The sequence below is a fragment of the uncultured Sphingomonas sp. genome, assembly GCF_913776855.1.
In the GTDB taxonomy this organism is placed as follows: domain Bacteria; phylum Pseudomonadota; class Alphaproteobacteria; order Sphingomonadales; family Sphingomonadaceae; genus Sphingomonas.
Map to the genome: position 1 here is coordinate 1 of NZ_CAJYQD010000037.1, position 24,212 is coordinate 24,212.

Below are 24,212 nucleotides of genomic sequence, written 5' to 3' on the forward strand. Positions count from 1 at the left end.
ACGTGTCACAGGCGCGGACGGAAGAACGCGAGGTAGAACTGGCTCGCGCCCGTGCCGAGCGAACCCGGCTCGAAAGCGCCACCAAAAATCTGCTGATCCTTATTGAGCAGGGCACCATGAGTCCGCGCGATCCGGCGTTCGCTGAGCGGATGGCAATAAACCGGACGGCATTGGCGGGTGTGATCAGCCGCATCGACATTCTTGAGGCCCAGTTAGCCAGGGGTAAGCGGAAGATCGACGAACGAACCGTCGACCGCTTCGGCGATATGCTGCGAGATAAGCTTCGCGGCGAGGACAACAGCTTACGCTCGGCCTATCTGCGGATGTTCGTTGCAGAGGTTAGGGTTGGACCGAGCGAGATCATCATCTCAGGTCCATTGTCGGCGCTGGAAAACGGCCTTGCTGTTGGACTTCCCGTCAAAGAGGGCACGGTGCCCATCTTTGACCGGGAGTGGTGCCGCTTACAGGACTCGAACCTGTGACCCCCGCATTACGAATGCGATGCTCTACCAACTGAGCTAAAGCGGCCCTGGACGGAATGCCGTCTGGAGGCGCGCGCTTACCAGCGGGTGGGGCGGGTGGCAAGGGGATTTGCGTTTTCCGTCGTCATGCGCCCGTTTTACCGGACGTTTACTCCGGTAGGTTCACAACCCGACCCAATCGGGCAGACCGCCCATGGGGACGGAATATGGACATCGTGCGCGGACCGAACGAACAACCGGGCGGTGACGACGATCGCGAAGGCGTCGGCGGCGACGTGTTGGTCGTGGGAACCGACGAGCGGCGGATGCATGTCCGCGCCTATAACCACTGGGTGTCGCTGCTGGCCGGGCGTCCGTGCCCCCTGATCGATGCGCTGGACCCGGCGGGAATCGCCGATTTCGGCCCGAACAGCGTGCTGCTGGATTTCACCGATGGGCACAATGACGGCGTGATCCGCTTTCTGGGCCACGCGCTGCGCGAGGAAAGCGGCACCGATTCGTCGATCGTGCGGCTGAGCCAGGTACCGCCACGGTCGCTGCTGTCGCGATTGACCGACCATTATATGCAGATCATCGCCAATCGCGCCCCGATCGGGTTCGAGGCGGAGTTCGTCGGCCATCGCGGGTTCCCGATGCTGTATCGCGGCATCCTGATGCCGTTTTCGTCGGACGGCGACACGATCGACTATCTGTACGGCGTCATCAACTGGAAGGAGGTGGTCGACACCGCCACCCAGTCGCAGCTGACCGCCGAACTGGCCGAATCGCGCCGTGCCGCACCGCGCCGGACGCTGCCCGCAGCGGCCTGGGCCGATGGTCCCAGCGCGGGGCTGTCCGAACCGGCGATCGCACCGTCGCTGGCCGAGCGGCTGGTCGAGGTTCGCCGCCAGGTCGAGGTCGCGCGCGGTACGAGCGATTCGTCGCCGGCGACGCAGGCCGCACTGGCCGCCGCCTATGATTTCCTGCTGTCGAGCGAGCGCGACTCGGCGGGCTATGCCACGATGCTGGTCGGTGCCGGCCTGACCGTCGATCCCCGCGCGCCGATCGATGCGCTGGTGCGGCTGACCTTTAGTGAGATGAAGGACGGCCATGCCCGCCTGCTGGCGCGCGCACACCGGGCCGGGGTGGGCGAGGGGGAGTTGTGCGACTGGATCGAACGTACTGCGGGCCGACCGGCGGCGGCGCCTGCCATCGTCGTGCCGGTGGCGCCGGGCGACGAGGGCTATGTCCTGTTGCTGGCGCGCGCGGTCGACGCCGGGTCGGTCGAGATAGTGGGCCGGGTCGATGCGGATCCGGCGCAGATCGCCGCTGCGCGCGACCAGTTGGGGGCGTAGAGCCTGCCTGCTTCATCGTAATATAATTACCGCACTGCGACATTTTGTTCGCAAGTGCCACAGGGGTTGAGCCTGTCGGCGAGGCAGCGCATAGCCCGCGCATGACACCGCAAAGCAAGCTCGCCCGCCCCCTGGAAACGCTGCTGGTCGACAGCGCCCTTCCCGGCGAAATCGAAGGTCTGGACGCCGCCGGGCGCGCCGATGCCGCGCAGTTCGTGGCGGCGACCGCCGCGCATCGTTCGCCCGGCACGGTCAGCGTCGCGCTGGAAACGCTGAGCCGGGGCGACCAGCGGCGGATGCGGCTGGCGGTGATCAACGACGACATGCCGTTCCTGGTCGATTCGATCGGCAGCACGATCGTCGCCCATGACATCGCGATCGACCGCATCCTGCACCCGGTGATCGCAGTGACCCGCGATGCCGCCGGTACGCTGACCGGGCTTGCCGGCGAAGGTCGTCGCGAATCGATGATCTATATCGAGATGGAGCGGGCCGAGGCGCGCGTCCGCCACGCGCTGGTCGCCGAGATCGAACGCAATCTGGAGCATGTCCGCGCGGCCGTCACCGATTGGCGGGCGATGCAGGCTGCGATGCAGGCCGATGCCGCACGGTTGACCGCGAATGCCGATACCGCCGAGGATGCGGCGCTGCTGAACTGGTTCGTCGCCGGCAATTTCACGCAGCTGGCGCATGAGAAATGGTCGCGCGACGGCGTGATCGGCGACCGGTTGGGTCTGTCGCGCGCGCGGCTGGAGGTGCCGCTGCTGGCCGATGCGTCGCGCCAGCGGGCGATCGAATGGTTCGATGCCGGCAATGTCCAGCCGCTGCTGCTGAAGTCCAACTGCATTTCGACGGTCCATCGCCGCGCGCCGGTCGACCTGGTCCTGGTGCCGCTTCGGGAGGGCGACACGGTGACCGGCGTGTCGATCCATGGCGGATTGTGGACCAGCGCCGCGTTGCAGGCCGATCCGGCCGAGGTGCCGGTCCTGCGCCGCAATCTGGCCGCGCTGCGCACCAAATTCGGGTTCGATCCGTCGGGCCATGCCGGCAAGGCGCTGAACCACGCCATTTCGACACTGCCCCATGATTTGACGACCGCGTTCAATCCCGAATCGCTGGAGCAATTGGCGCTGACCGCGATGTCGGTCGCCGACCGTCCGCGTTCGCGGCTGGTCCTCATCAAGTCGGCGCTGGGCCGGCACCTGTTCGCGTTCGTCTGGCTGGGTCGCGACGACGTGACGACGCAGCGCCGCCTGTCGATCGGCGACATGCTGGCGCAGGCGGCGAACGCGTCGATCCTGAACTGGTCGATCGCGATGGAGGATGGCGAGGCTGCGTTGATCCGCTACGTCCTCGACCTGCGGCAGGACGGTCGGATGCCCGACACCGCCGATCTCGACCGGCGGATCGAACGCATGGTGCGCGGCTGGCGCCCGGCGGTCGAAGGCGCGCTGGCGGAGATGGTGCCCGAGGGGGCGACGCGGATGGCGCTGCGCTTCGCCAACGCCTTTCCCGCCAATTACCGCAATTCGAACCAGCCCGAGGAAGCGGCGCGCGACATCGTGCGTGTCGCGGCGCTGACCGATGCGACGTCGCGGTCGGTCCGCATCCTGCCGGGCGACGGCGACCGGATGCGGATCAAGGTCTATCGCCGCGGCGGTGCGCTGGCGCTGTCGGACGCGGTGCCGGTGTTCGAGCATTTCGGCTTCCGCGTGGTCGAGGAACTGCCGACCCGGCTGGAGGATGACGAGAAGAGCTTCATTCATGACTTCGAGGTCGCGGTCGCATCGGGCGCCGCGCCGAAGTTCGACGTGGGGGTCGTCGAGCGCGCGATCGAGGCAGTGCTGGAAAACCGTGCGGAAAACGATGCGTTCAACCGCCTGACCGTCGAGGCCGGCATTGCGCCCGCCGCCGTCGTGCTGCTGCGCGCATGGTTCCGCTATCTGCGGCAGACGGGGCTGAGCTACAGCCTGGTCACTGTGGTCGACGCGTTGCGCCGCGCACCGGGCGTCGCGACCGCGCTGATCGAGCGGTTCAATGCCGCGCACGATCCGGCGCGTGGGGACCGTGAGGCAGGCGTGGCCGCCGCCGATGCGGCGATTGAGGCGGGCCTCGATGCCGTGTCGGCGATCGACGACGACCGTATCCTGCGCAGCTATCGCGGGGTGGTGGCCGCCACGCTGCGCACCAACGCCTTTGCGCCTGCCGCGCAGGAGGCGCTGGCGTTCAAGATGGATAGCGCCAAGGTGCCGGGCCTGCCGAAGCCGCTGCCGTGGCGCGAGGTGTTCGTCTATTCGCCACGGGTCGAGGGCATTCACCTGCGCGCCGGCCCGGTGGCGCGCGGCGGCCTGCGCTGGTCCGACCGGCGCGACGATTTCCGGACCGAAATCCTGGGGCTGATGAAGGCGCAGCGCGTCAAGAACGCAGTGATCGTCCCGACGGGCGCGAAGGGCGGTTTCTACCCCAAGCAACTGCCCGCGCCGTCGAACCGCGACGCGTGGCTGGCCGAGGGGACAGAGAGCTACCGCATCTTCATCCGCTCGCTGCTGTCGATCACCGACAATATCGTCGATGGCAAGGTCGTCCATCCGACCGGCGTCGTGATCCATGATGGCGAGGACCCCTATTTCGTGGTCGCCGCCGACAAGGGCACGGCGACGTTCAGCGACGTCGCCAACGCGCTGGCGCTGGAGCGCAAATTCTGGCTGGGCGACGCGTTCGCCTCCGGCGGTAGCGTCGGCTACGACCATAAGGCGATGGGCATCACCGCCAAGGGCGCGTGGATTTCGGTACAGCGCCATTTCCTCGAGATGGGCGTCGACGTGCAAACGCAGTCGATCGATGTCGTCGGGTGCGGCGACATGTCGGGCGACGTATTCGGCAACGGGATGTTGTTGTCGAAGGCGATCCGGCTGAAGGCGGCGTTCGACCATCGCCACATCTTCCTCGACCCCAACCCCGATGCGGCGGCGAGCTGGACCGAGCGGGATCGGCTGTTCCAACTGCCGCGCTCGAGCTGGGCCGATTACGACCCGACGCTGATTTCGGCAGGCGGTGGCGTGTTCCCGCGCACGGCCAAGACCATCCCCTTGAGCGAACCGGTCCGCGCGATGCTGGGGGTGAGCGAAACCGAGATGGAGCCGACCGCGCTGATTTCGGCCATCCTGCGCGCGCCGGTCGACCTGATCTGGTTCGGCGGTATCGGCACCTATGTGAAGGACCGGACCGAAAGCCATCTGGATGTCGGCGATCCGGCCAACGACCGCATCCGGGTGGACGCACAGACGCTGCGCGCGAAGGCGATCGGCGAGGGCGCGAACCTTGGCGTGACCCAGGCCGCGCGCATCGCGTTCAGCGCCCATGGCGGACGGATCAACACCGACTTCATCGACAATTCGGCCGGCGTCGATTGTTCGGACAACGAAGTGAACATCAAGATCGCGCTGAACCGCGAGGTGATCGAGGGGCGGCTGGCGATCGACGATCGCAACGCGCTGCTGGCGCGGATGACCGACGATGTCGCGCATCTGGTGCTGGAGGATAACCGGCTCCAGACCCTCGCGCTGTCGGTGATGGAGAATGACGGACCGGTCGCGGTGCCAAGCTATGTCCGCGTGATCGAGATGCTGGAGTCCGCCGGCAAGCTGGACCGGGTGGTCGAAGGCCTGAGCGCCAATGACGACTATGTGCGCCGTGCGCAGGACGGGCGGGGCCTTACCCGGCCCGAACTGGCGGTGCTGCTGGCCAGCGTGAAGCTGGCGTTGCAGGAGGCGATCGAACACGCCCCCATCGCGACCGATGCGGATATGGCGGGCGACCTGCTGGCGGCCTTCCCCAGGGAGATGCAGGAGACGCAACGCCAGGCGATCCTCGACCACCGGCTGCGCGGGGAAATCATCGCGACGAAGCTCGCCAACCGCATCGTCAACCGGCTGGGCGTGCTGCACGTCTTCGAACTGGCGGAGGAAGAGGGCGAGGCGCTGGCCGATATCGCGGCGATGTTCGTCGCGGCGGAACGGCTGTTCGACATCGATGCGCTGTACGACCGGATCGAGGGCGCCGATATTTCGGAACGCGCGCGCATCGCGTTGCTCGACGAGGTTGCGGTCGGCGTGCGTTCGCAGATCGCCGATCTGTTGCGCGCCTTCCCGGCCGGGACCACTCCGGCCCATGCCGTCGCGCATCTGCAAAAGGGGGTGGCGAGCCTGGCCGGGCAGACCAGCTCGTTGCTGCGGGCCGAAGCGGCGCAGCAGCGTGACCGGATCGCCGGGGTGCTGCAGGATGCCGGTGCGCCGCAGGAACTGGCCGGACAGGTCGTGCGCCTGTTCGAACTGGACGGCGCGGTCGGCCTCGCCGATCTCGGCCGGCGGTTGAAGCTGGACGAGACGAAGCTGACGCTGGCGTTCACCCATCTCGGCTTCGCGCTGGGGCTGGACTGGGCGCAGGCGGTGGCGGCGCGCATCCAGACCGGCGATCCGTGGGAGCGGTTGCTGATCGCCGGCTTGGCACGCGATTTCCAGCAGCTGCGCTTCGATTTCCTGAACCGCAACGCTGGCAAGGACCCGCAGGCGGCGGTGGAGAAGTGGCTGGAGGCGAACCGCGACCGCGTGGCGCAGTTCGCCGCACTGGTCCACCGCGCCCGGCAGGCGCCGGTGGCGAGTGCGGCGATGCTGGCGCAGATCGCCGGACAGGCGCGGGTGCTGCTGGCGCGGTAAGGCTCACGCTACACGGCGTATCCCCGCGCAGGTGGTGGGCCATGCCAACGAAGAGGCAATAATGGACGCTCGCAAAGCCCGTATCCCCGCGTGCGCGGGGATACGGGCTTTGGAGTGGAGACGGATCTCCCCATAGCCCGTACCCCGGCGGAGGCCGGGGTCCAGTTACGCCGGTCCTTCCGCATTTCGCGAGCGGCTCCTAACTGGACCCCGGCCTTCGCCGGGGTACGGCTTCTGAGTTACACCAACCCCGCCCCCTCCAACCGCACCACGGGCAGCATCGCCCCGGCGGGCGCCGGCGGCAACGACAGCGTCAGCCCGGCATCGCTACGCTGCATCTCGACGCTACCGCCCCCTAGCAGCGTCGCCCGCTCGATCCGCCCCGCCGCCCGGTCACCCAGCGCGGCGATCGTCACCGGCGCATCGGGCCAGCCGAGGAAAATCGCGTTGAGCGCGCCTCCCTCCGTCGTGAACCGCACGTCACGCGCGCCGAGCTTCGCGACCTGCCCTTCGTTGAACATGCCGCCGGCCAGGTCGGTCGGTCCTTCGCCGAACATCCGCCACGGCCGCGTGCCGTAGATCGCCGATCCGTTGACCCGTAGCCACGCGCCGATCTGGTCGACGATGCGTTCCTCCTCGCTGTCGATCGACCCGTCGCCACGCACCGGCACCGACAGCAGCAGGTTGCCGTTCTTCGACACGATGTCGGCCAGCCGCTGCAACACCGCGCGGGCGGGCACATAGGATTTCTCCTCGAACCGCCGTCGGTTGTAATGCCATTCGCCGATGCAGGTGCAGGTCTGCCACGGCTCGGCGCGCAGCCGGTCGGAAAAGCCACGTTCGATATCCTCGACCAATGCCTGCCGCTGGAACGCGGTCAGTTGCTTGGCGGTCAACACCACGTCGGCGCGACCGGTGCGTGCCGCCGCATGGTTGTAGAAATGGGCGATCGCCTCCAGCCCTACGGGTCCGAACGGCACGCCGAAGTCATCGAAATAGACGAGATCGGGGTCGTAGCGCTCGACCAGCGCCTTTTGCCGCGCCAGCCAGTTGGTCACGAAGCGCGGATTGGCGGCGGGCGCGAATTCCATCCATCGCCCGCTGGTCGCGCCCGCCCACGCGTCCATCTGCGCCTTCGTCGTGAAGCCATCGGGCGCGGCCAGCGTCTCGCCGGTATAGAGGTCCTGCGGGTCGAGGCCGTCCCACCATTTGCCGGCACCGTCCGCTTTGGTCCGTCGCGCTGCGTCATAGCGCTGCCCGGCACGCGGTCCTTCGGGATCATAGTTATACGCGACCTGATACCAATGCCACGCATGGCTCGAATGGTTGCTGACGCCGAAGCGCAGCCCCTCCGCCCGCGCCGCGTCGCGCCAGCCGGCGATCAGGTCGCGCTTCGGGCCGACGCGGGTGCTGTTCCAGGGGTGCGGGCTGTCGAACAGGTCGAAATTGTCGTGATGGCACGCCATGCCGACGAAGTAGCGCGCGCCCGCATCCTTGTAGCGCCTGACCAGCGCCGCCGGGTCCCAGCGTTCGGCGCGCCACGTGCCGATGATGTCCATGAAGCCGGTATCGGCCGGGTGGCCATATTTCTGGATGTGCAGGTCGTACGGCCCGCGCCCCTGTTCATACATCTGCCGGGCATACCAGTCGCCGGCCTCCGGCACGCATTGCGGCCCCCAATGCGCCCAGATGCCGAATTTCGCATCCCGGAACCAGTCGGGCACGGCATAGCCATCGGCCAGCGACGACCAGTTGGGCGCAAGCGGTGCGGCCTGTGCCGCGACCGGCCCGGCGGCGGCAAGGGCGGCGGTGCCGCGCAGGAATTGGCGTCGTTCCATGGACCATCCTCTTCCGAAAGCCGCGGCCGGCTGTTCCGATCCGCGTCGCGCCATGATAGCGCTAAGAACCAATTGTATGACATAGAAATCCTGCGTAAAGAGGCGTGACAACGCTGTCGGGTTCCGGACAACCGAGACCATGAATGGCGATCGAGGGTGAGGCGGGAGAGGGCGATATGGCGGCGTGGCGCAAATGGGCGATGGCGGGGGCGGCGCTGGCGATGATCGCCGGTCCGGTCGCCATCGCGAAGCCGGGCGATGCGCCCCTGCTGGTCCGCAAGGATGGTCGCCACGCGCTGCTGGTCGACGGGCGGCCGTTCCTGATGCTGGGCGTGCAGGCGAACAACTCCAGCAACTATCCCGACATGCTGCCGCAGGTGTGGCCGATGGTCGAACGGCTCCATGCCAACACGCTAGAAATCCCGGTCGCGTGGGAACAGATCGAACCGGTCGAGGGCAAGTTCGACTTCAGCTATCTCGACGCGCTGCTGCCGCAGGCCCGCCAACACGGCGTGAAGCTGGTGCTGCTGTGGTTCGGCACGTGGAAGAACACGTCGCCGGGCTATGTCCCCGCCTGGGTCAAGACGAACAATGCCCGTTTTCCCCGGATGCGGACCAAGGAAGGCAAGACGCATTATGCACTGTCGCCGCATGGGCAGGCGACGTTCGAGGCGGACAAGAAGGCGTTCGTCGCGCTGATGCGTTACCTGAAGGACCACGACCCCGACCACAATGTCATCATGGTCCAGCCGGAGAACGAAACCGGCGTGTACCAACAGGCGCGGGATTACTCGCCCGAGGCGAACCGGTTGTTCGCCGGTGACGTGCCGCCCGAACTGGCGAAGGCGACCGGTAAGCGCGGCAGCTGGACCGCGGTCTATGGCGACAATGCCGAACCGGCGTTCAACGCGTGGTACACCGCGCGCTATATCGACCGGATCGCCGCTGCGGGGAAGGCGGTGTGGAAGCTGCCGATGTACGTCAACGCGGCGGTCGGCGGCCCCTTCGCCCCGCCCGGCAAATCGGGCGGCGCGAGCGGCGGTCCCGACTGGCAGGTGATCGACGTGTGGAAGGCAGCGGCGCCCAACATCGATGCGGTCGCGCCCGACCTCTATACCCGCAGCGCCAAGGATTATCTGAAGTTCCTCGACCATTATAGCCGGCCCGACAATCCGCTGCTGGTGCCCGAAACCGGCAACGCCGCCGATTTCGCACGCTTCCTGTGGCCGACGATCGGGCATGGCGGTATCGGCTGGGCACCGTTCGGCATGGATGCGACCGGCTACTACAACCATCCGCTGGGCGCAGTGACGCTGGACGATGCGACGATCGAGGCGTTCGCCAGCAAATATCGCTTCCTCAACCCCATGGCGCGCGGCTGGGCGACGCTGGCGTTCCAGCATCCCGGCTGGGGCACGGCCAAGGGTGCGCCGGAGGAGGAACAGGCCAAGGTCATGGGCCGCTGGCGCGTGTCGGCCAAATATGGCGAATGGCAGTTCGGGTCGATGGACTCGCCATGGCTGAAGGCCGAACCGCCCGCCGCCGCCGCACAGCCGGTCGGCGGGGCCGCCGTGCTGCAGCTGGGGCCGGACCAGTTCCTGGTGACCGGCACCGATGTCCGCGTGTCGTTCGACGTCGCCGACAAGGCGAAGGGCGATACCGCCATGCTGATCAAGGTCGAGGAAGGGACCCTCAACGATGACGGCAGCTTCCGCGCGCGCCGGGTGATGAACGGCGACCAGACCGATTATGGATTGAACTTTACCGCCCAGCCGATGCTGCTGCGCGTGACCATGGGAACGTACCGCTGATGAAGACGCTTCGCTGGACGCTGTTGTCGCTGGCCCTGTCGGCCTCGTTCCCGGCGCTTGCCGCCGATGTGGCGAAGGTGCCGGGCGGGGTGGTCATCACCCCCGATGCGGGTCCTGCCAAGCGGGTGCGGGTGCTGGTCTATGGCCCCGACCGTTTCCGCGTGACGGCGGTGCCGGATGCCAGGCTCGACACGCCCGACAGCCTGATGGTGACCGCGAAGCCAGCGGGCGACTTCACCGTCAGCCAAGTACGCGGGGTCGTGGTGGTGAAGGCGGCGGGCGGTTCGGCCGAGATCGACCTGAACGACGGGCAAGTGCGCTTCCGCGATGCGGCGGGCAAGCTGACGCTGGAGGAAGCGCCGCGTGCCGGCTTCGTACCGGTGACCGCCGGTGGCGAGAAGTTCGTGGCTGTCCGCCAGCAGTTCAATCGCGGGACGGACGAAGGGTTCTACGGCCTTGGCCAGCACCAGAACCGGCAGATGAACTATAATGGCGAGGACGTCGAACTCGCCCAGCACAATATGGACATCGGCATCCCCTTCGTCGTGTCGACGAAGAATTACGGGGTGCTGTGGGATAACAACGGCATCACCCGCTTCGGCAATCCGCAGGCATACCGGCTGGTCGGCGACGGCATGAAGGTGATGTCGGGCGGCAAGCCCGGCTGGCAGGCGCAATATTATCTGGGCGACAAGCTGGCCGTCACCCGCACCGAGCCGACGATCAACTATCAGTTCATCAAGGACCAGGCGAACTGGCCTGCCGCCGCCAAAGCGCAGACGGTCGCCGCGACCACCGGTCAGAATACCGCCGGCAATGCGGTACAGACGCAGAAGGTCGTGTGGACCGGCACCGTCATGCCATCGGTCACCGGCGTTCAGAAATTCCGTCTCTATTCGTCGAGCTATGTGAAGGTGTTCGTCGACGGCAAGGAGGTCCTGAACCGCTGGCGGCAGAACTGGAACCCGTGGTTCCATAACTTCGACCTGCCGATGACTGCCGGCAAGGCTGCCGAGGTGCGGATCGAGTGGGAGCCGAATGCCGGCTATATCGCGCTGTTCCAGAACGATCCGCTGCCTCAGGCCGACCGCCATTCCTTGTGGTGGTCGTCGGACGTCGCCCATGCGCTCGATTATTATTATGTCGGGGGTAAGAATATGGACGGCGTGATCGCCGGCTATCGCGCGCTGACCGGGAAGGCGGCGCTGATGCCGCGCTGGGCGTACGGCTTCTGGCAGAGCCGCCAGCGCTACAACACGCAGGACGAACTGCTGGGCGTGGTGCGCGAATATCGCAAGCGCGGCCTGCCGATCGACAATATCGTGCAGGACTGGTTCTATTGGCCCGAGGACCAGTGGGGCTGCCACTGCTTCGATCCGAAACGCTTCCCCAAGCCGCAGCAGATGGTCGACGAGATCCACGCCAGCGACGCGCGGATCATGATTTCGGTGTGGCCGAAATTCTATCCGAACACGAAGAACGCGCAGGAACTGGCCGCCAAGGGCTATCTCTATCAGGGTAACCTGATCGCCAAGGAACGCGACTGGGTCGGCAAGGGCTATCTCAACACCGATTACGATCCCTACGCTCCCGGAGCGCGCGCGATCTATTTCCGGCAGATGAAGGAGGCCTTGGTCGACAAGGGCTTCGACGCATGGTGGATGGACGCGACTGAGCCGGACATCCATTCGAACCTGTCGATCGAACAGCGCATGGACCGGATGGGACCGACCGCTGAGGGGCCGGCACAGGAGTTCTTCAACAGCTACCCACTGGTCCATGCCGAGGGCGTGGCCGATGGCCTGCGCGCGGCCAAGCCCGATGTGCGGCCGTTCATCCTGACCCGGTCGGGCTATGGCGGTATCCAGCGCGCCAGTGCCGCCTTGTGGTCGGGCGACGTCGCATCGCGCTGGGACGATCTGCGCGACCAGATTTCGGCCGGGGTCAACCTGTCGATGTCGGGCATTCCCAACTGGACGCACGATATCGGCGGCTTCGCGGTCGAGGATCGCTACAGCAAGAAGGACCCGGCGCATCTCGCCGAATGGAAGGAACTGAACCTGCGCTGGTTCCAGTTCGGCGCGTTCAGCCCGTTGTTCCGCAGCCATGGCGAGACGCCGTTCCGCGAAATCTATGAACTGGGTGCCAGCGATCCGGCATTGTATCAGGCGCTCGGTAATTACGATCGCCTGCGCTACCGGCTGCTGCCATACATCCTGTCGCTTGCGGCCGAGAACTGGCACCGCGACGGTACGATGATGCGCGGGCTGGTGATGGACTTCGCCGCCGATCGCAAGACGTGGGGCATCGACGACCAATATATGTTCGGTTCGGCGTTCCTGGTGGCGCCGGTAACGCAGTTCGGCGCGCGCAGCCGGCAGGTCTATCTGCCCGCCGGGGCCGACTGGTACGACTTCGCCACTGGTGCGTATCTGAAGGGCGGGCGGACGATTACCGCTGCCGCGCCGCTGGCGATGATGCCGCTCTATGTCCGCGCCGGATCGATCGTGCCGACCGGTGCGGCGGTGCAGTCGACCGCCGAACAGCCCGATGGGCCGTATGTGCTGCACGTCTTCACCGGCAAGGACGGCAGCTATACGCTGTTCGAGGATGACGGCCTGTCCGAGGGCTATCGCAAGGGCCAGTCGGCGCAGATTCCGGTGACGTGGAACGAGACGAGCAAGACGCTGACCATCGGCGCGCGGCAGGGCAGCTTCCCCGGCATGGTCGCACAGCGGGCGATGTCGGTGCGCTTCCACACGCCGGGGAAAGCGGTCGCGCCGGACTTTGCTGATAGCAAGGCGACGACGTTCGTCTATGACGGGCGGGCGGTGACGGTTCCGCTGTCGGGGCGACCGGTCGTTCGTTAAGCGGCGTCACCCCGGCGTATCCCCGCGCAGGCGGGGATTCAGGGCCACCAGCGGACAGGTCGGTATGCTTGGCCCTGGACCCCCGCCTGCGCGGGGGTACGATGCTGGTCGTGACGGCCGAGTTGGAGAGTGTGCATGACGAATGCGGAGCGCGTGACCTTCGGTACGCTGGACGGCCAACCCGCCGAGGCGATCGAACTTACCGCCGGCGCCCTGTCCGCGCGCATCCTGCCGCTGGGCGCGACGCTCCAGTCGCTGTGCGTGCCCGACCGCGACGGCATGGTGGCCGACGTCGTGCTGGGGTTCGACGACGTGCAATCCTATCGCGACCGGCCCTCGTGGTTCGGGGTGACGGTCGGCCGCTATGCCAACCGCATTGCAAATGGCCGGTTCACCCTCGACGGCACGACCTACACGCTCGAAACCAACAACGCGCCCAACCACCTGCACGGCGGATCGGACGGGTTCGATCAGCGGCTATGGAATGTCGCGGAGGTCGGGCAGGACGCTGACGCGGCGTGGGTTCGCTTGACGCTGAGCAGCCCGGATGGCGAGGCCGGCTATCCCGGTACGCTCCATGCCAGCGCGACCTATACCCTGACGCCGGAGGCGCTGACCATCGCCTATGCCGCGACCAGCGATGCGCCGACGATCGTCAACCTGACCAACCACGCGTTTTTCGACCTGGGCGGGCAGGGGGAGGCGATGCGCCACCTGCTGACGATCGAAGCCGACCAGTTCCTGCCCGTCGATGCAACCTCCATCCCGACCGGGGAGCGGCGCGCGGTTGCCGGCACCCCGTTCGATTTCCGCGAAGTCCAGGCGATCGGCGCGCGGGTGCGCGACGGGCACGACGACCAGATCGCGATCGGGCGCGGTTACGACCACAACTTCATCGTACGTGGTGATGCGGGCGTGCTGCGCCCGGCGGCGGTGCTGGCCGATCCGGCGTCGGGACGGGTTATGACGCTGTCGGTGACGGCACCCGGTCTGCAGCTCTATGCCGGCAATTTCCTGAACGGGGCGCAAGCGGGCAAGGGGGGGCGATTGTACCGACAGGGCGATGCCGTCTGCCTCGAGCCGCAGGCATGGCCCGACACACCCAACCGCAGCGACTTCCCCCCGGCCAGGCTGGACCCCGGACAGAGGTGGGAAAGTACGATGCGGTTCGCCTTTTCCGTACGGTAGCGGTATCGGCTGCAGCGCCGCAACGATGTTGCGCGCCGCACAACGCGCCTTGACGAAATCGGTTGCATTTGCGAACGACCCCCTATGAAGCACCCCCTTCTCCTCGCCGCCACTGCCGCGGCCTTCGCCCTTTCGGCCTGCGGTCAGCAGCAGCCGGAACAGCTCGACACCCGCGCGCCCGATCCGCTGGCATCGCAGCTCGCCAACCGCGCGCCGATCGAACTGCCGCCGCCCGTCAAGGCGAGCGTGACATTCCGCTGCAAGGACAACAGCCTCGTCTATGTCGACTTCTTCGAAGGCGACACCCAGGCCAATTTCCGCGCGAAGCAGGGCGAGATGCCCGTCCGCCTGAAGGCTGCCGAAAAGGGCAAGCCGCTGACCGCCGAGGGCGGCTACAGCCTGACCGGCACGCCGAAGTCGATCACCCTGACCCAGCCGGGCAAGGGTGCGCAGACCTGCAACGCCTGATCCGAATTACCGGTGGCGGCTCCCTTCCGGGCCGTCATCGTTCGACATGACTGACGGCCGGCGGAGCGATCCGCCGGCCGTTTCTTTTTGCGAATGGGGTGCGCCTGTCGATTGCGTCTCTTACCCCACCAACCACGTCACCCCAGCGCAGGCTGGGGTCTCTCGCGGCTCCTGCCGCGCGCCATCACAGGGAGACCCCAGCCTGCGCTGGGGTGACGCTGTGGGCGCGAAGAAGGTGCCCGCCGAACCCCTCAATATTTCACCCGCGTCGCGCGCAGCTTGTAGCGCTTCAAGGCGTCCTGCACGCTGCCGCTGCCCGCCAGATGGCCGGCGCCGACCGCGACGAACACCGTGCCGGGGCGCTTCATCCGCTCCTCGATCCACTTGGCCCAGCGGGCGTTGCGGTCGGTCAGCAGCACGCGCTTCAATTCGGGGGAAACGGTCATTTCCTCGTTCATCGTCGCCGCCAGCGCGTCGGGATCGCCGCGGCGCCATTGATCGACCATCTTGTCGATCGACTGGCCGGCGGTCGGTAGTTCCTTGATCGTTTCGGTCAGGAAGGTGACCTGTGCCGCATCGGACAGCGAATCGAAGAAGCCGAACTGCTGTTCCAGCGTTTCGAGGCCGGTGACCGGCTTGCCCGCTGCCTTGGCGGCTTGCGAGATCGTCTGTTCCGCGCCGCTGGCCGGATCATAGCCCTGCTTCTGCAGCGTAACGAGCGTCAGCGTGGACGCAGCGAACCACGGGTCTAGCTGTTCCAGTGCGCCGGCCGGCAGTCCGGCATCGGCGACCGCCTTGGCATAGGCGGGACGTTCGGCGGCGGGCAGCTTTTCGCTGAGCTTCGGGCCGGTGACGTTCACCGCCGATTTCATCACCGCCGCCTGCGCCTGTTCCTGCGTCGGCATCGGGATTTCCAGCACGACTTCCCCCGACTTGTCGAACGCGGTCTTTACCGCTTGGTCGAACCACGACAGGCCGGGCTTCAGGACGTGGATCGTCCCGAACAGATAGATGGTCGTGTCCTTGTCCTTGACCACCCACAACGCGGGATCGGCCTCGCCCGCGGGCAGCTCGGCCGGCGCGGCGGCCGGCTTCGGGGCAGTCTGTGCCCAGACGGGCGCGGCGGTCATCAACGTGAATGCGGCGGCGAAACGCAGCAGGATCGAGGACATCATCGTCTCCATGGCGCCGGCGGTGCCGGCAGTTGTTCCGTCATAGCAGCGCGACCGGGGCCGCAACAGGCAATTTGCCGTTCATCGATAACGCAGGAACGTCCGGCCATCACGCTTCGTTGAGCCGATCCACCCCCCCTGATGTCAGGGCCTTGCCGGGAATTCCGCAATGTCGAACGCCTTTGCCCCCGACCCGTCCGACGCCGGGGGCGCACGCGTTCCGATCGGCCCTGTCGCCGCCGCGCTGGCGGGCAAGGTCACCACGACATCCCTGTTGTTCATCGCGTCGGACGAGGTGCGCGCGGCGGCGCTGTCCGATGTACTGGCGGCGTTCGCCCCCGACGCTGTGGTCGTCCATCTGCCCGCCAGTGACGCGCTGCCCGGTGACGACGCCCCGGCATCACCCGGCAACGCAGGGGCGCGGGTCGCCGCGCTCCGGCGGCTGCGCATCGCCCATGGCGAACGGCGGCCGATCGCGTGCATCACCACGCCGGAGGCGACCGCGCTGCGCATCGCCCCGCCGGCCGACTTCGACGCCGCGCCGCCGGTGCTGCGCGTCGGCGACGCCATCGACCTTGCCGACATTGCCGACCGCGCGGAGGAACTGGGCTATGTCCGCGACGACCGGGTCGATGAACCGGGCGAGGTCGCGGTGCGCGGCAGCGTGATCGACATCTTTCCCGCCGATGCCGAACAGCCGATCCGGATCACGCTCGAGGAGGATCGGATCGCGTCGATCCGCAGCTACGACCCGGCGAGCCAGCGGGGGGCGGCCGACCTGCCCGAGGTCACCATCGGCCGCGCGGCGGAACCGGCGGTGGGGAAGGGCGCAACGTTGCTCGACCATCTGCCCGATGCGGCGGTCGCGATGGATGGCGATGCCGCCCGGCGGCGCGAACGCTTCCTCGAACTGGCGCAGGACGCCACCCGTCGCCGGCGGTGCGATGCGGCTGCGCTGGTCGATGCCGCGCGTTGGGACGTGTTGTTCGACAAGCGCGAACGGATCGCCCTGCCGGACGCAGTGCGCGAGCCGCCGCGCTTCGTCACCGCCCGTGCCCCCGCACGCGCCTTCGGCAAGTTCGCGCGTGACGTGCTGGAGGAACAGCGACTGGTACTGGCGGGTAGCCCGCGCGACCTTCGTTTCCTGCGCAAGAAGCTGGCGAAGCTCGCCCGTACCGAGCCGGTGACGATCGGGTCCTGGGAGGAAGCGGTGGCGGCCAGTCCCGGTACCGCGATGCTGCTCCCCGCGCCGCTCGATCGCGGGTTCGTGATCGATGGCGTGACCGTGGTGACCGGCGGCGACCTGCTGGGCGGGCGGGCGCGCGGCGACGAACTGGCCGCGGCCAGCGCGAACCCGCTGTTCGCCGAAGCGGGCGAGCTGCGTATCGGCGATGTGGTCGTGCATGAGGATTTCGGCATCGGCTGCATCGCCGGGCTGGAGCCGCTGCCGGGGGAGGCGGCAGGCGACGCCATCGTGCTGACCTATGCCAAGGGCGCCCGGCGGCTGGTGCCGGTGATGGAGGCCGACCGCATCTGGCGTTACGGCGCGGATGGGGATGCGGTAACACTCGACGCGCTGGACGGCGCCAGTTGGCAGAAGCGGCGCGGGGCGATCGACACCGCCATCGCCGACAGCGCGCGCGAGCTGGCCGCGATCGCTGCGGCCCGCGACCAGCAGCGGGTCGACCCCATCGAGGTCGACATCGCCGCATACGAACGCTTCGCCGCCGGTTTTCCCTTCACCGAAACCCCCGATCAGGCCCGTGCCATCGCCGCCGCCCGCGCCGATCTGGGCGCAGGCAAGCCGATGGACCGGCTGGTCATCGGCGATGTCGGCTATGGCAAGACCGAGGTCGCGCTGCGTGCCGCCGCCATCGTCGCGCTGTCGGGCCGACAGGTCGCGATCGCCGCGCCGACCACCGTGCTGGTCCGCCAGCACGTCGAAACCTTCCGCCGCCGCTTCGAAGGGACGGGGATCGAGGTTGCCGGCCTGTCGCGCCTGTCCGATGCGGCGGAGAAGAAGCGGGTGAAGGCCGGCCTTGCCGACGGATCGATCGGGGTGGTCGTCGGCACACAGGCGGTGGCAGGCAAGGGCGTCGCCTATCGCGACCTCGCGTTGGTCGTCATCGATGAGGAACAGCGGTTCGGGGCGAAGGACAAGGCACGGCTGCGCGACCTTGCCGACCATGTGATGACGCTGTCGGCGACGCCGATCCCGCGTACGCTGCAAAGCGCGCTGATCGGGTTGCAGCAATTGTCGGTTCTCGCGACGCCCCCGGCGCGGCGTCAGCCGATCCGCACCGCCGTCGCCGATTTCGACGAGGTGACGGTGCGCACCGCGTTGCTGCGCGAGCGGACGCGCGGCGGGCAGAGTTTCGTCGTCGTGCCCCGGATCGAGGACATCGCCCCGCTGGAGGCACGACTGCGCAAGCTTGCCCCCGAACTCGATCTGGTCGTCGCGCATGGCAAGATGCCGGCGGCGGAGATCGACGCAGCGATGGTCGGTTTCGCGCATGGCGCCGGCGACGTGCTGCTGGCGACGAACATCATCGAGGCCGGGCTGGACGTGCCGCGTGCCAATACGATGATCGTCCACCATGCCGACCGCTTCGGCCTCTCGCAGCTGCACCAGCTGCGCGGGCGGGTCGGGCGCGGCGGGCGGCGCGGGCAGATATTGCTGCTGACCGATCCCGATCAATCCATTGCCGACGCCACGCTGAAGCGCCTGCGCACGCTGCAAGCCTTCGACCGGCTGGGCGCGGGCTTCGCGATCAGCGCGCGCGACCTCGACCTGCGCGGTGCGGGCGATCTGGTGGGGGAGGCGCAGGCCGGGCACATGAAGCTGATCGGTATCGACCTGTACCAGTATCTGCTTGGCCGTGCGCTCCGGGCCGAACGGGGCGAAAATGTCGACAGGGTTGTCCCCGAACTCCATGTCGGCATTGCCGGGGCCCTCCCCGAAGCGTGGATCCCGGAGGCCGAGGTTCGGCTGACGCTCTATGGCCGGCTGGCGCGGATCGAGAGCGAGGGTGCCCTCGACGCATATGAGGAGGAGCTGGAGGACCGGTTCGGCGCGCTGCCCGACGAGGCGCGGCTGCTGATCGAACTGGCGCGGGTCCGGTTGCTGGCGCGCGGTGCGGGCGTGGCGAAGGTCGATGCCGGCCCCGCCGCGATCGCGCTCACCCCGCAGCATCGCGGGGACGCGCCCACGGGGATGACCGAAAAGAACGGCCGCTGGATCATGCCCGCGCGGATCGACGATCCCGAAGAACGCCTCGCAAAGGTCGGTGAGGTATTGGAGGCGGTGGCCGCGTAACTTTGCTGGCGTTGCGGGCGATCCTGCCCGATGCTGCGCGGATGACGAAAGCGATCTTCATTACCGGCGGCGGGTCGGGCATCGGACGCGCGGTGGCGCGATTGTTCGCGGGCAACGGCTGGCGGATCGGTATCGCCGACGTGAACGCCGCCGGCTTGGCAGAAACAGCGGCGCTGTTGCCGAACGGCGCGCAAACCTTCGTCTTCGACGTGACCGATCGCGCCGCATGGGACGCACCCTTGATCGAGTTCGCGGGCGACGACGGGATCGACGTGGTGTTCAACAATGCCGGCATCGCATCGGGTGGCATCTTTGCCGAAATGACCCCGGACGCGGTCGAGCGGACCATCGCCGTCAACCTGACCGGCGTGGTCCATGGCGCGCACGCCGCGCACCGCTACCTGAAGGCCAGCGGCGGGTGCCTGCTCAACACCGCGTCGGCGGCAGGTATCTACGGGACGGCGGGCGCGGCGGTCTATTCGGCGACCAAGTTCGGGGTGCGCGGCCTGACCGAGGCGCTGGATGGCGAATGGGCGGCGGACGGAATCCGCGTGCGCTCGCTGATGCCGGGCTTTATTGACACGCCGCTCCTCGACGCGTCGCTGGCCGGCACGAACTACAATGTCCGGCAACAGGTCCGCGCGGCGGGGCTGGAGTTCACGCCCGTCGAGGTCGTGGCGCAGGCGGCATGGGACGCGGTGCAGGGCGACACGATCCACACGCCGGTCGGCCCGACCGCGAAGCGGATGCGCTTCGCTGCGCGCTGGATGCCGGGGAAATTGCGCCAGCAGATGCGGCGGCGCTGATTACTCGACCAGCGCGTCGATCGCCTGGGCCATGTCGATATCGCGATCCGACAGCCCGCCCGCGTCATGCGTGGTCAGCAATATGTCGACCCGGTTATAGACGTTCGACCATTCGGGATGATGGTCCGCCTTTTCGGCCAGCAGCGCGACCTGCGTCATGAACGCGAACGCCTGGCTGAAATTGTCGAAGGTGAAGCTGCGGACGATCGCGTCGCGGCTCGCGTCATGGTCCCAATCGGGCAGGCCGTCCAGCGCATCGGCGCGCTCTGCCTGGCTCAGCGGTTCCATTCATGCCCTCCCTTGTCTCGTGGTGGCGATGGCCTATTGCTTGGGCCATGTCCGATCAAGCGCGAACCGCCCCGAGTGCGGAAGAGATGGAAAAGCTCGCCCGCGCCGCGCTGGCGCGCATCCCCGCCCCCTTTGCCGGCCACCTGTCCGACATCGTGCTGCTGGTCGAGGAGTTCGCCGACGACGAAACCCTCGCCGCGATGGAGATGGAGCCGTACGAGCTGACCGGCCTGTATCATGGCAGCCCGATGGGGGAGAAATCGGCGTTCGACGGAATGCGCCTGCCCGACCGTATCCACCTGTACCGCCAACCGCTGCTGGCCGAATGGTGCGAGACCGGCGTCGATCTGCGCGACCTGATCCGCCATGTGGTGGTGCATGAGGTCGGCCATCATTTCGGCCTGTCCGACGACGATATGCACGCGCTGGAAGACGCCGATTGACCCTGTCGTTCACGCAAGTGACCGGTGCGCGGGGCGGGCGGGTGCTGTTCCGCGACCTGTCCTTTACGCTGAAGTCGGGCGGGGCGCTGTGGGTGCAGGGGCCGAACGGCGTAGGCAAATCGACGCTGGTGCGGATCGCTGCCGGACTGTTGCCGCCCGCCGATGGTGATGTCATCCGTAACGGGGCCGTCGCGCTGCTCGCCGAAGCGGCGGCACTGGATAGCGCGGTCACGCTGGGCGCCGCACTGGCCTTCTGGGCGAAGCTGGACGGCACGCGCGACCGGTTGGACGCGGCGATGACCGCAATGGCGATCGAGGGGCTGGCCGATGTGCCGGTGCGGATGCTGTCGACCGGGCAGAAGCGCCGCGCCGCCATCGCCCGCGTGATCGCCAGTGGCGCGCCGCTGTGGCTGCTCGACGAACCGGCCAACGGGCTGGACGCCGCCTCGCTCGACCGGCTGGAGGCCGCGATCGCGTGGCATCGCGGCGAAGGCGGCGCGGTGCTGGTCGCGAGCCATGTGCCCATCGCGCTGCCTGACGCGCAGGTCGTGGCGCTGTGATCGCGCTCATCGCCCGCGAGTTGCGCATCGCGTGGAGCGGCGGCGGGCTGATGCTGCCAGTCGCCTTTTTCCTGCTTGTTGCCACGCTGTTTCCCTTTGCGATCGGTCCCGATGCGGCGCTGCTGGCGCGGATCGGCGGCGGGGCGGCATGGGCGGCGGCGCTGCTCGCCGCGCTGCTGCCACTCGACCGGCTGGTCGCGCCCGACCTTGAAGCTGGGGTGGTCGATCAGCTGGCGGTCCGTGGATGGAGCGAGACGAGCATCGCGGTGGCCAAGACCATCGGCCACTGGCTGGGCTTTGCGCCCGCCGTCATGCTGGCGGCCGCGCTGTCGGCGGCGTTGCTGGGGATGGACGGGCCGACCCTGCTGGCGCTGGAGGTTGGGTTGTTGCTCGGCACGCCGGGGCTGGCGGCGCTGGGGGTGGCGACGGCGGCGCTGACCGCCGGCTTGCGCGGCGGCGGGGCGGTTGCGGGCCTGGTGATGCTGCCGCTGGCGTTACCGCTGGTGATCTTCGGCGCGGGCGGTCTGGAAGGCGGGGCAGGGGCGATCAAGCTGCTGGCGGCGACCAGCCTGCTACTCTGCGTCGGCGGGCCGATCGTAGCGGGCGTGGCAATGCGGATCGGGCGGACCTAAGTTCCTCCCCGCATAGCGGGGAGGAACTTAGCGGGACCACCGCGCAAAAATCGCCGTTGGCAGGGTCAGACCGCGCGTTTCCTCGCGTACGCCCAGTTCCCCGCATTCCACCGTGCCGCCCAGATCGCCGAGCGACTGGCGCAGCAATTCCCCGATCGCCAGTGCTGACATCCTGACCGCGTACACCGTCAGGAACAGGAACCGCGACTCATTGTCGAGCAACTGCCGGCAATCGGCGATCAGGCCGGGGAGATGCTCCTCCAGCTTCCACACCTCGCCATTCGGCCCGCGTCCCCATTTGGGCGGATCGAGGATGATGCCGTCATAGCGCCGCCCGCGCCGCACCTCACGGCTCACGAACTTCGCGGCATCCTCGACCAGCCAGCGCACCGGCTTGTCGGTCATGTCGGACAGCGCGGCATTGCCGCGCGCCTGCTCGACCGATTTCTTCGATGCGTCGACATGGACCACGCGCGCGCCCGCTGCCGCCAATGCCAGCGACCCGACGCCGGTATAGCCGAACAGGTTCAGGCATTCCGGATCGCTCGCCCCGTCGATCCGCCCGCGCATCCAGTCCCATACCGGCGCCATGTCGGGAAAGAAGCCGAGATGCCGGAACGGCGTGTTGCTCGCCGAAAAGCGAACCTCGCGCCATGTGAGCGGCCAGTCGCGCGGGGGTTGCTTGAAGAACTGCCAGCGCCCGCCGCCATCCTCGTCTGACCCCGGCACGAACTCGCCATGCGCGTCCCACTCCGCCAGCGCGGGTGCCCACATCGCCTGCGGTTCGGGCCGGATGAAGCGATAGGGGCCATAGCGTTCGAGCTTGCGACCATGGCCGCAATCGATCAGCCCGTAATCGCTCCACGGCTCCCCGATCAGCGCGATCGGGTCCATCAGGCGCGCGGCGTCGCGCGCTGCGCGATCCAGTCCGTCACCGCCTCGAACGTGGCGGGCAGGGTGACATAGCGCTCCTCGCGTTCGAACAGGTCGCCGACGCGGGGTGGCAGCGTCGCGCGGGTGCCGATCGCGCGTTCCACCGCATCGGGGAACTTCGCCGGATGCGCCGTCGCCAGCGTCACCATCGGCGCGTCGATCCCGCTGTCGAGCGCGGCGGCCAGCGCGATGGCAGTGTGCGGGTCGATCGTCTGCGCGGCATGGTCGCACGCCCAGCGCATTGCCTGTGCCATGCGGTCGGCATCGACGCGCGCGCTCTGGAACAGCGCGGCCGCACCCTGCTGCTGCGCGTTGGTCAGCCGCATCGCGCGCGTGCCCTCGAACCCGCGCATCTGTTCGCCCAGCGCCACGCCGTCGCGCCCGCCCAGATCGTGCAGGAGTCGCTCGAAGTTCGAACTGACCTGGATGTCCATCGACGGTGTGGCGGTCGGCGTCACCGTCGCGCTCGAATAATCGCCGTTCGACAGCGCGCGGTGGAGGATGTCATTGACGTTGGTCGCGACGATCAGCTTGGCGATCGGCAGCCCCATCTGCGCCGCGACATAGCCAGCGAACACATCGCCGAAATTGCCGGTCGGCACCGAGAAGGCGATCGCCTTGTCCGGCCCGCCCAGCCGTACCGCGGCGTAGAAATAATAGACGACCTGCGCCATCAACCGCGCCCAGTTGATCGAGTTCACCGCTGACAGCCGGAAACGCCCCGAAAAGCCGGGGTCGTTGAACATCGCCTTGACCAGCGCCTGCGCGGTGTCGAAATCGCCCTCGATCGCGATGTTGTGGACGTTGGGCGACAGCACGGTCGTCATTTGCCGCCGCTGCACGTCGGACACGCGGCCCGCCGGGTGCAGCATGAAGATGTCGATATTCTCGCGCCCCGCCACCGCATCGATCGCCGCAGAGCCAGTGTCGCCGCTGGTCGCGCCGACGATGGTCAGCCGGTCGCTGGTGCCGGTCAGGAACTTCTCGAACAACAGCCCCAGCAGTTGCAGCGCGACGTCCTTGAACGCCAGCGTGGGCCCATGGAACAGCTCCAGCAGCCACTGGTCATGGTCGAGCTGGACCAGCGGGGTCACCGCCTTGTGGCTGAACCGGCCATAGGCGGTTTCGCACAGCGCGCGCAATTCGGCTGCGCTCAGGCTGTCGCCGACGAACGGCAGCATCACGCGCACCGCCGTTTCGGCATAGCTGAGGCCCGCCAGCCCGGCAATCTCGTCGTGGGTCAGCGTCGGCCACTGCGTCGGGACATACAGCCCGCCATCGCGCGCCAATCCGGCCAGCGTTGCGCCGGCGAAGTCGAGTTCGGGCGCATCGCCCCTGGTGCTGACATACCGCATG

General features: G+C 67.7%; 17 protein-coding genes and 1 tRNA gene. 12 read left to right on the forward strand and 6 right to left on the reverse strand.

Annotation, left to right across the window (positions count from 1 at the left end; genetic code table 11):
- The coding region (locus QZ755_RS11325) for a hypothetical protein (RefSeq protein WP_294322868.1) at positions 1 to 482 on the forward strand (482 nt) is incomplete at its 5' end.
- Here QZ755_RS11325 and QZ755_RS11330 read toward each other — a convergent pair.
- A tRNA-Thr gene (locus QZ755_RS11330) sits at positions 453 to 528 on the reverse strand. The genes QZ755_RS11325 and QZ755_RS11330 overlap by 30 nt on opposite strands.
- Positions 529 to 688: 160 nt before the next feature.
- Between QZ755_RS11330 and QZ755_RS11335 the strand changes: the two genes are divergently transcribed.
- Positions 689 to 1,816 (forward strand): hypothetical protein, encoded by a 1,128-nt coding sequence (locus QZ755_RS11335; RefSeq protein WP_294322871.1) that lies wholly within the window; start codon positions 689 to 691, stop codon positions 1,814 to 1,816.
- A gap of 101 nt (positions 1,817 to 1,917) precedes the next feature.
- Positions 1,918 to 6,531 carry an NAD-glutamate dehydrogenase domain-containing protein gene (locus tag QZ755_RS11340; protein ID WP_294322873.1) on the forward strand — a complete coding sequence of 1,538 codons (4,614 nt, stop codon included), beginning with the start codon at positions 1,918 to 1,920 and terminating at the stop codon, positions 6,529 to 6,531.
- 239 nt (positions 6,532 to 6,770) lie between these two features.
- On the opposite strand, the gene QZ755_RS11345 is transcribed toward QZ755_RS11340, so the two are convergent.
- Positions 6,771 to 8,369: an alpha-L-fucosidase gene (locus QZ755_RS11345; protein ID WP_294322875.1), complete on the reverse strand. Its 1,599-nt coding sequence runs from the start codon at positions 8,367 to 8,369 to the stop codon at positions 6,771 to 6,773.
- Positions 8,370 to 8,512: 143 nt separating this feature from the next.
- On the opposite strand from QZ755_RS11345, the gene QZ755_RS11350 reads away from it, so the two are divergent.
- From QZ755_RS11350 to QZ755_RS11365, 4 genes are all read left to right on the forward strand, one after another.
- Positions 8,513 to 10,180, forward strand: a complete 1,668-nt coding sequence (locus tag QZ755_RS11350) for a DUF5597 domain-containing protein (RefSeq protein ID WP_294322877.1) — start codon at positions 8,513 to 8,515, stop codon at positions 10,178 to 10,180.
- Positions 10,180 to 13,050, forward strand: a complete 2,871-nt coding sequence (locus tag QZ755_RS11355) for a TIM-barrel domain-containing protein (RefSeq protein WP_294322880.1) — start codon at positions 10,180 to 10,182, stop codon at positions 13,048 to 13,050. The genes QZ755_RS11350 and QZ755_RS11355 overlap by 1 nt, the downstream gene beginning before the upstream one ends.
- A 135-nt stretch (positions 13,051 to 13,185) precedes the next feature.
- The gene (locus tag QZ755_RS11360; RefSeq protein WP_294322881.1) at positions 13,186 to 14,238 is read left to right on the forward strand and encodes an aldose epimerase family protein; all 1,053 of its coding nucleotides are present in this window, start codon (positions 13,186 to 13,188) and stop codon (positions 14,236 to 14,238) included.
- An 84-nt stretch (positions 14,239 to 14,322) separates the two neighbouring features.
- On the forward strand, positions 14,323 to 14,706 hold the full coding sequence (locus QZ755_RS11365; protein ID WP_294322883.1) for a hypothetical protein: 384 nt from the start codon (positions 14,323 to 14,325) through the stop codon (positions 14,704 to 14,706).
- A gap of 251 nt (positions 14,707 to 14,957) precedes the next feature.
- On the opposite strand, the gene QZ755_RS11370 is transcribed toward QZ755_RS11365, so the two are convergent.
- Complete coding sequence (locus QZ755_RS11370; RefSeq protein WP_366509175.1) at positions 14,958 to 15,881, reverse strand: TraB/GumN family protein; 924 nt, start codon at positions 15,879 to 15,881, stop codon at positions 14,958 to 14,960.
- Between the two features lie 166 nt (positions 15,882 to 16,047).
- Here QZ755_RS11370 and QZ755_RS11375 point away from each other — a divergent pair, with 166 nt between their 5' ends.
- Positions 16,048 to 19,194: a TRCF domain-containing protein gene (locus QZ755_RS11375; RefSeq protein WP_294322884.1), complete on the forward strand. Its 3,147-nt coding sequence runs from the start codon at positions 16,048 to 16,050 to the stop codon at positions 19,192 to 19,194.
- Positions 19,195 to 19,235: 41 nt separating this feature from the next.
- Positions 19,236 to 20,000 (forward strand): SDR family oxidoreductase, encoded by a 765-nt coding sequence (locus QZ755_RS11380; RefSeq protein ID WP_294322887.1) that lies wholly within the window; start codon positions 19,236 to 19,238, stop codon positions 19,998 to 20,000.
- Here QZ755_RS11380 and QZ755_RS11385 read toward each other — a convergent pair whose 3' ends face one another.
- Entirely contained in the window at positions 20,001 to 20,288 is a 288-nt protein-coding gene (locus tag QZ755_RS11385; protein WP_055762614.1) for a 4a-hydroxytetrahydrobiopterin dehydratase, read from the reverse strand.
- Between the two features lie 47 nt (positions 20,289 to 20,335).
- Here QZ755_RS11385 and QZ755_RS11390 point away from each other — a divergent pair, with 47 nt between their 5' ends.
- From QZ755_RS11390 to QZ755_RS11400, 3 genes are read left to right on the forward strand one after another with little or no spacing between them, the layout of a single operon-like run.
- A complete protein-coding gene (locus QZ755_RS11390) occupies positions 20,336 to 20,731 on the forward strand; it encodes a metallopeptidase family protein (protein ID WP_294322893.1) in 396 nt (131 codons plus the stop codon).
- Entirely contained in the window at positions 20,728 to 21,291 is a 564-nt protein-coding gene (gene ccmA, locus QZ755_RS11395) for a heme ABC exporter ATP-binding protein CcmA (RefSeq protein ID WP_294322894.1), read from the forward strand. Before QZ755_RS11390 ends, ccmA begins: the two co-directional genes overlap by 4 nt.
- On the forward strand, positions 21,288 to 21,923 hold the full coding sequence (locus QZ755_RS11400) for a heme exporter protein CcmB (protein ID WP_294322896.1): 636 nt from the start codon (positions 21,288 to 21,290) through the stop codon (positions 21,921 to 21,923). Before ccmA ends, QZ755_RS11400 begins: the two co-directional genes overlap by 4 nt.
- Positions 21,924 to 21,950: 27 nt before the next feature.
- On the opposite strand, the gene QZ755_RS11405 is transcribed toward QZ755_RS11400, so the two are convergent.
- The gene (locus QZ755_RS11405; protein ID WP_294322899.1) at positions 21,951 to 22,817 is read right to left on the reverse strand and encodes a class I SAM-dependent methyltransferase; all 867 of its coding nucleotides are present in this window, start codon (positions 22,815 to 22,817) and stop codon (positions 21,951 to 21,953) included.
- On the reverse strand, positions 22,817 to 24,211 hold the full coding sequence (thrC, locus tag QZ755_RS11410) for a threonine synthase (protein WP_294322901.1): 1,395 nt from the start codon (positions 24,209 to 24,211) through the stop codon (positions 22,817 to 22,819). Before thrC ends, QZ755_RS11405 begins: the two co-directional genes overlap by 1 nt.
- Between the last annotated feature and the right edge of the window lies 1 nt (position 24,212).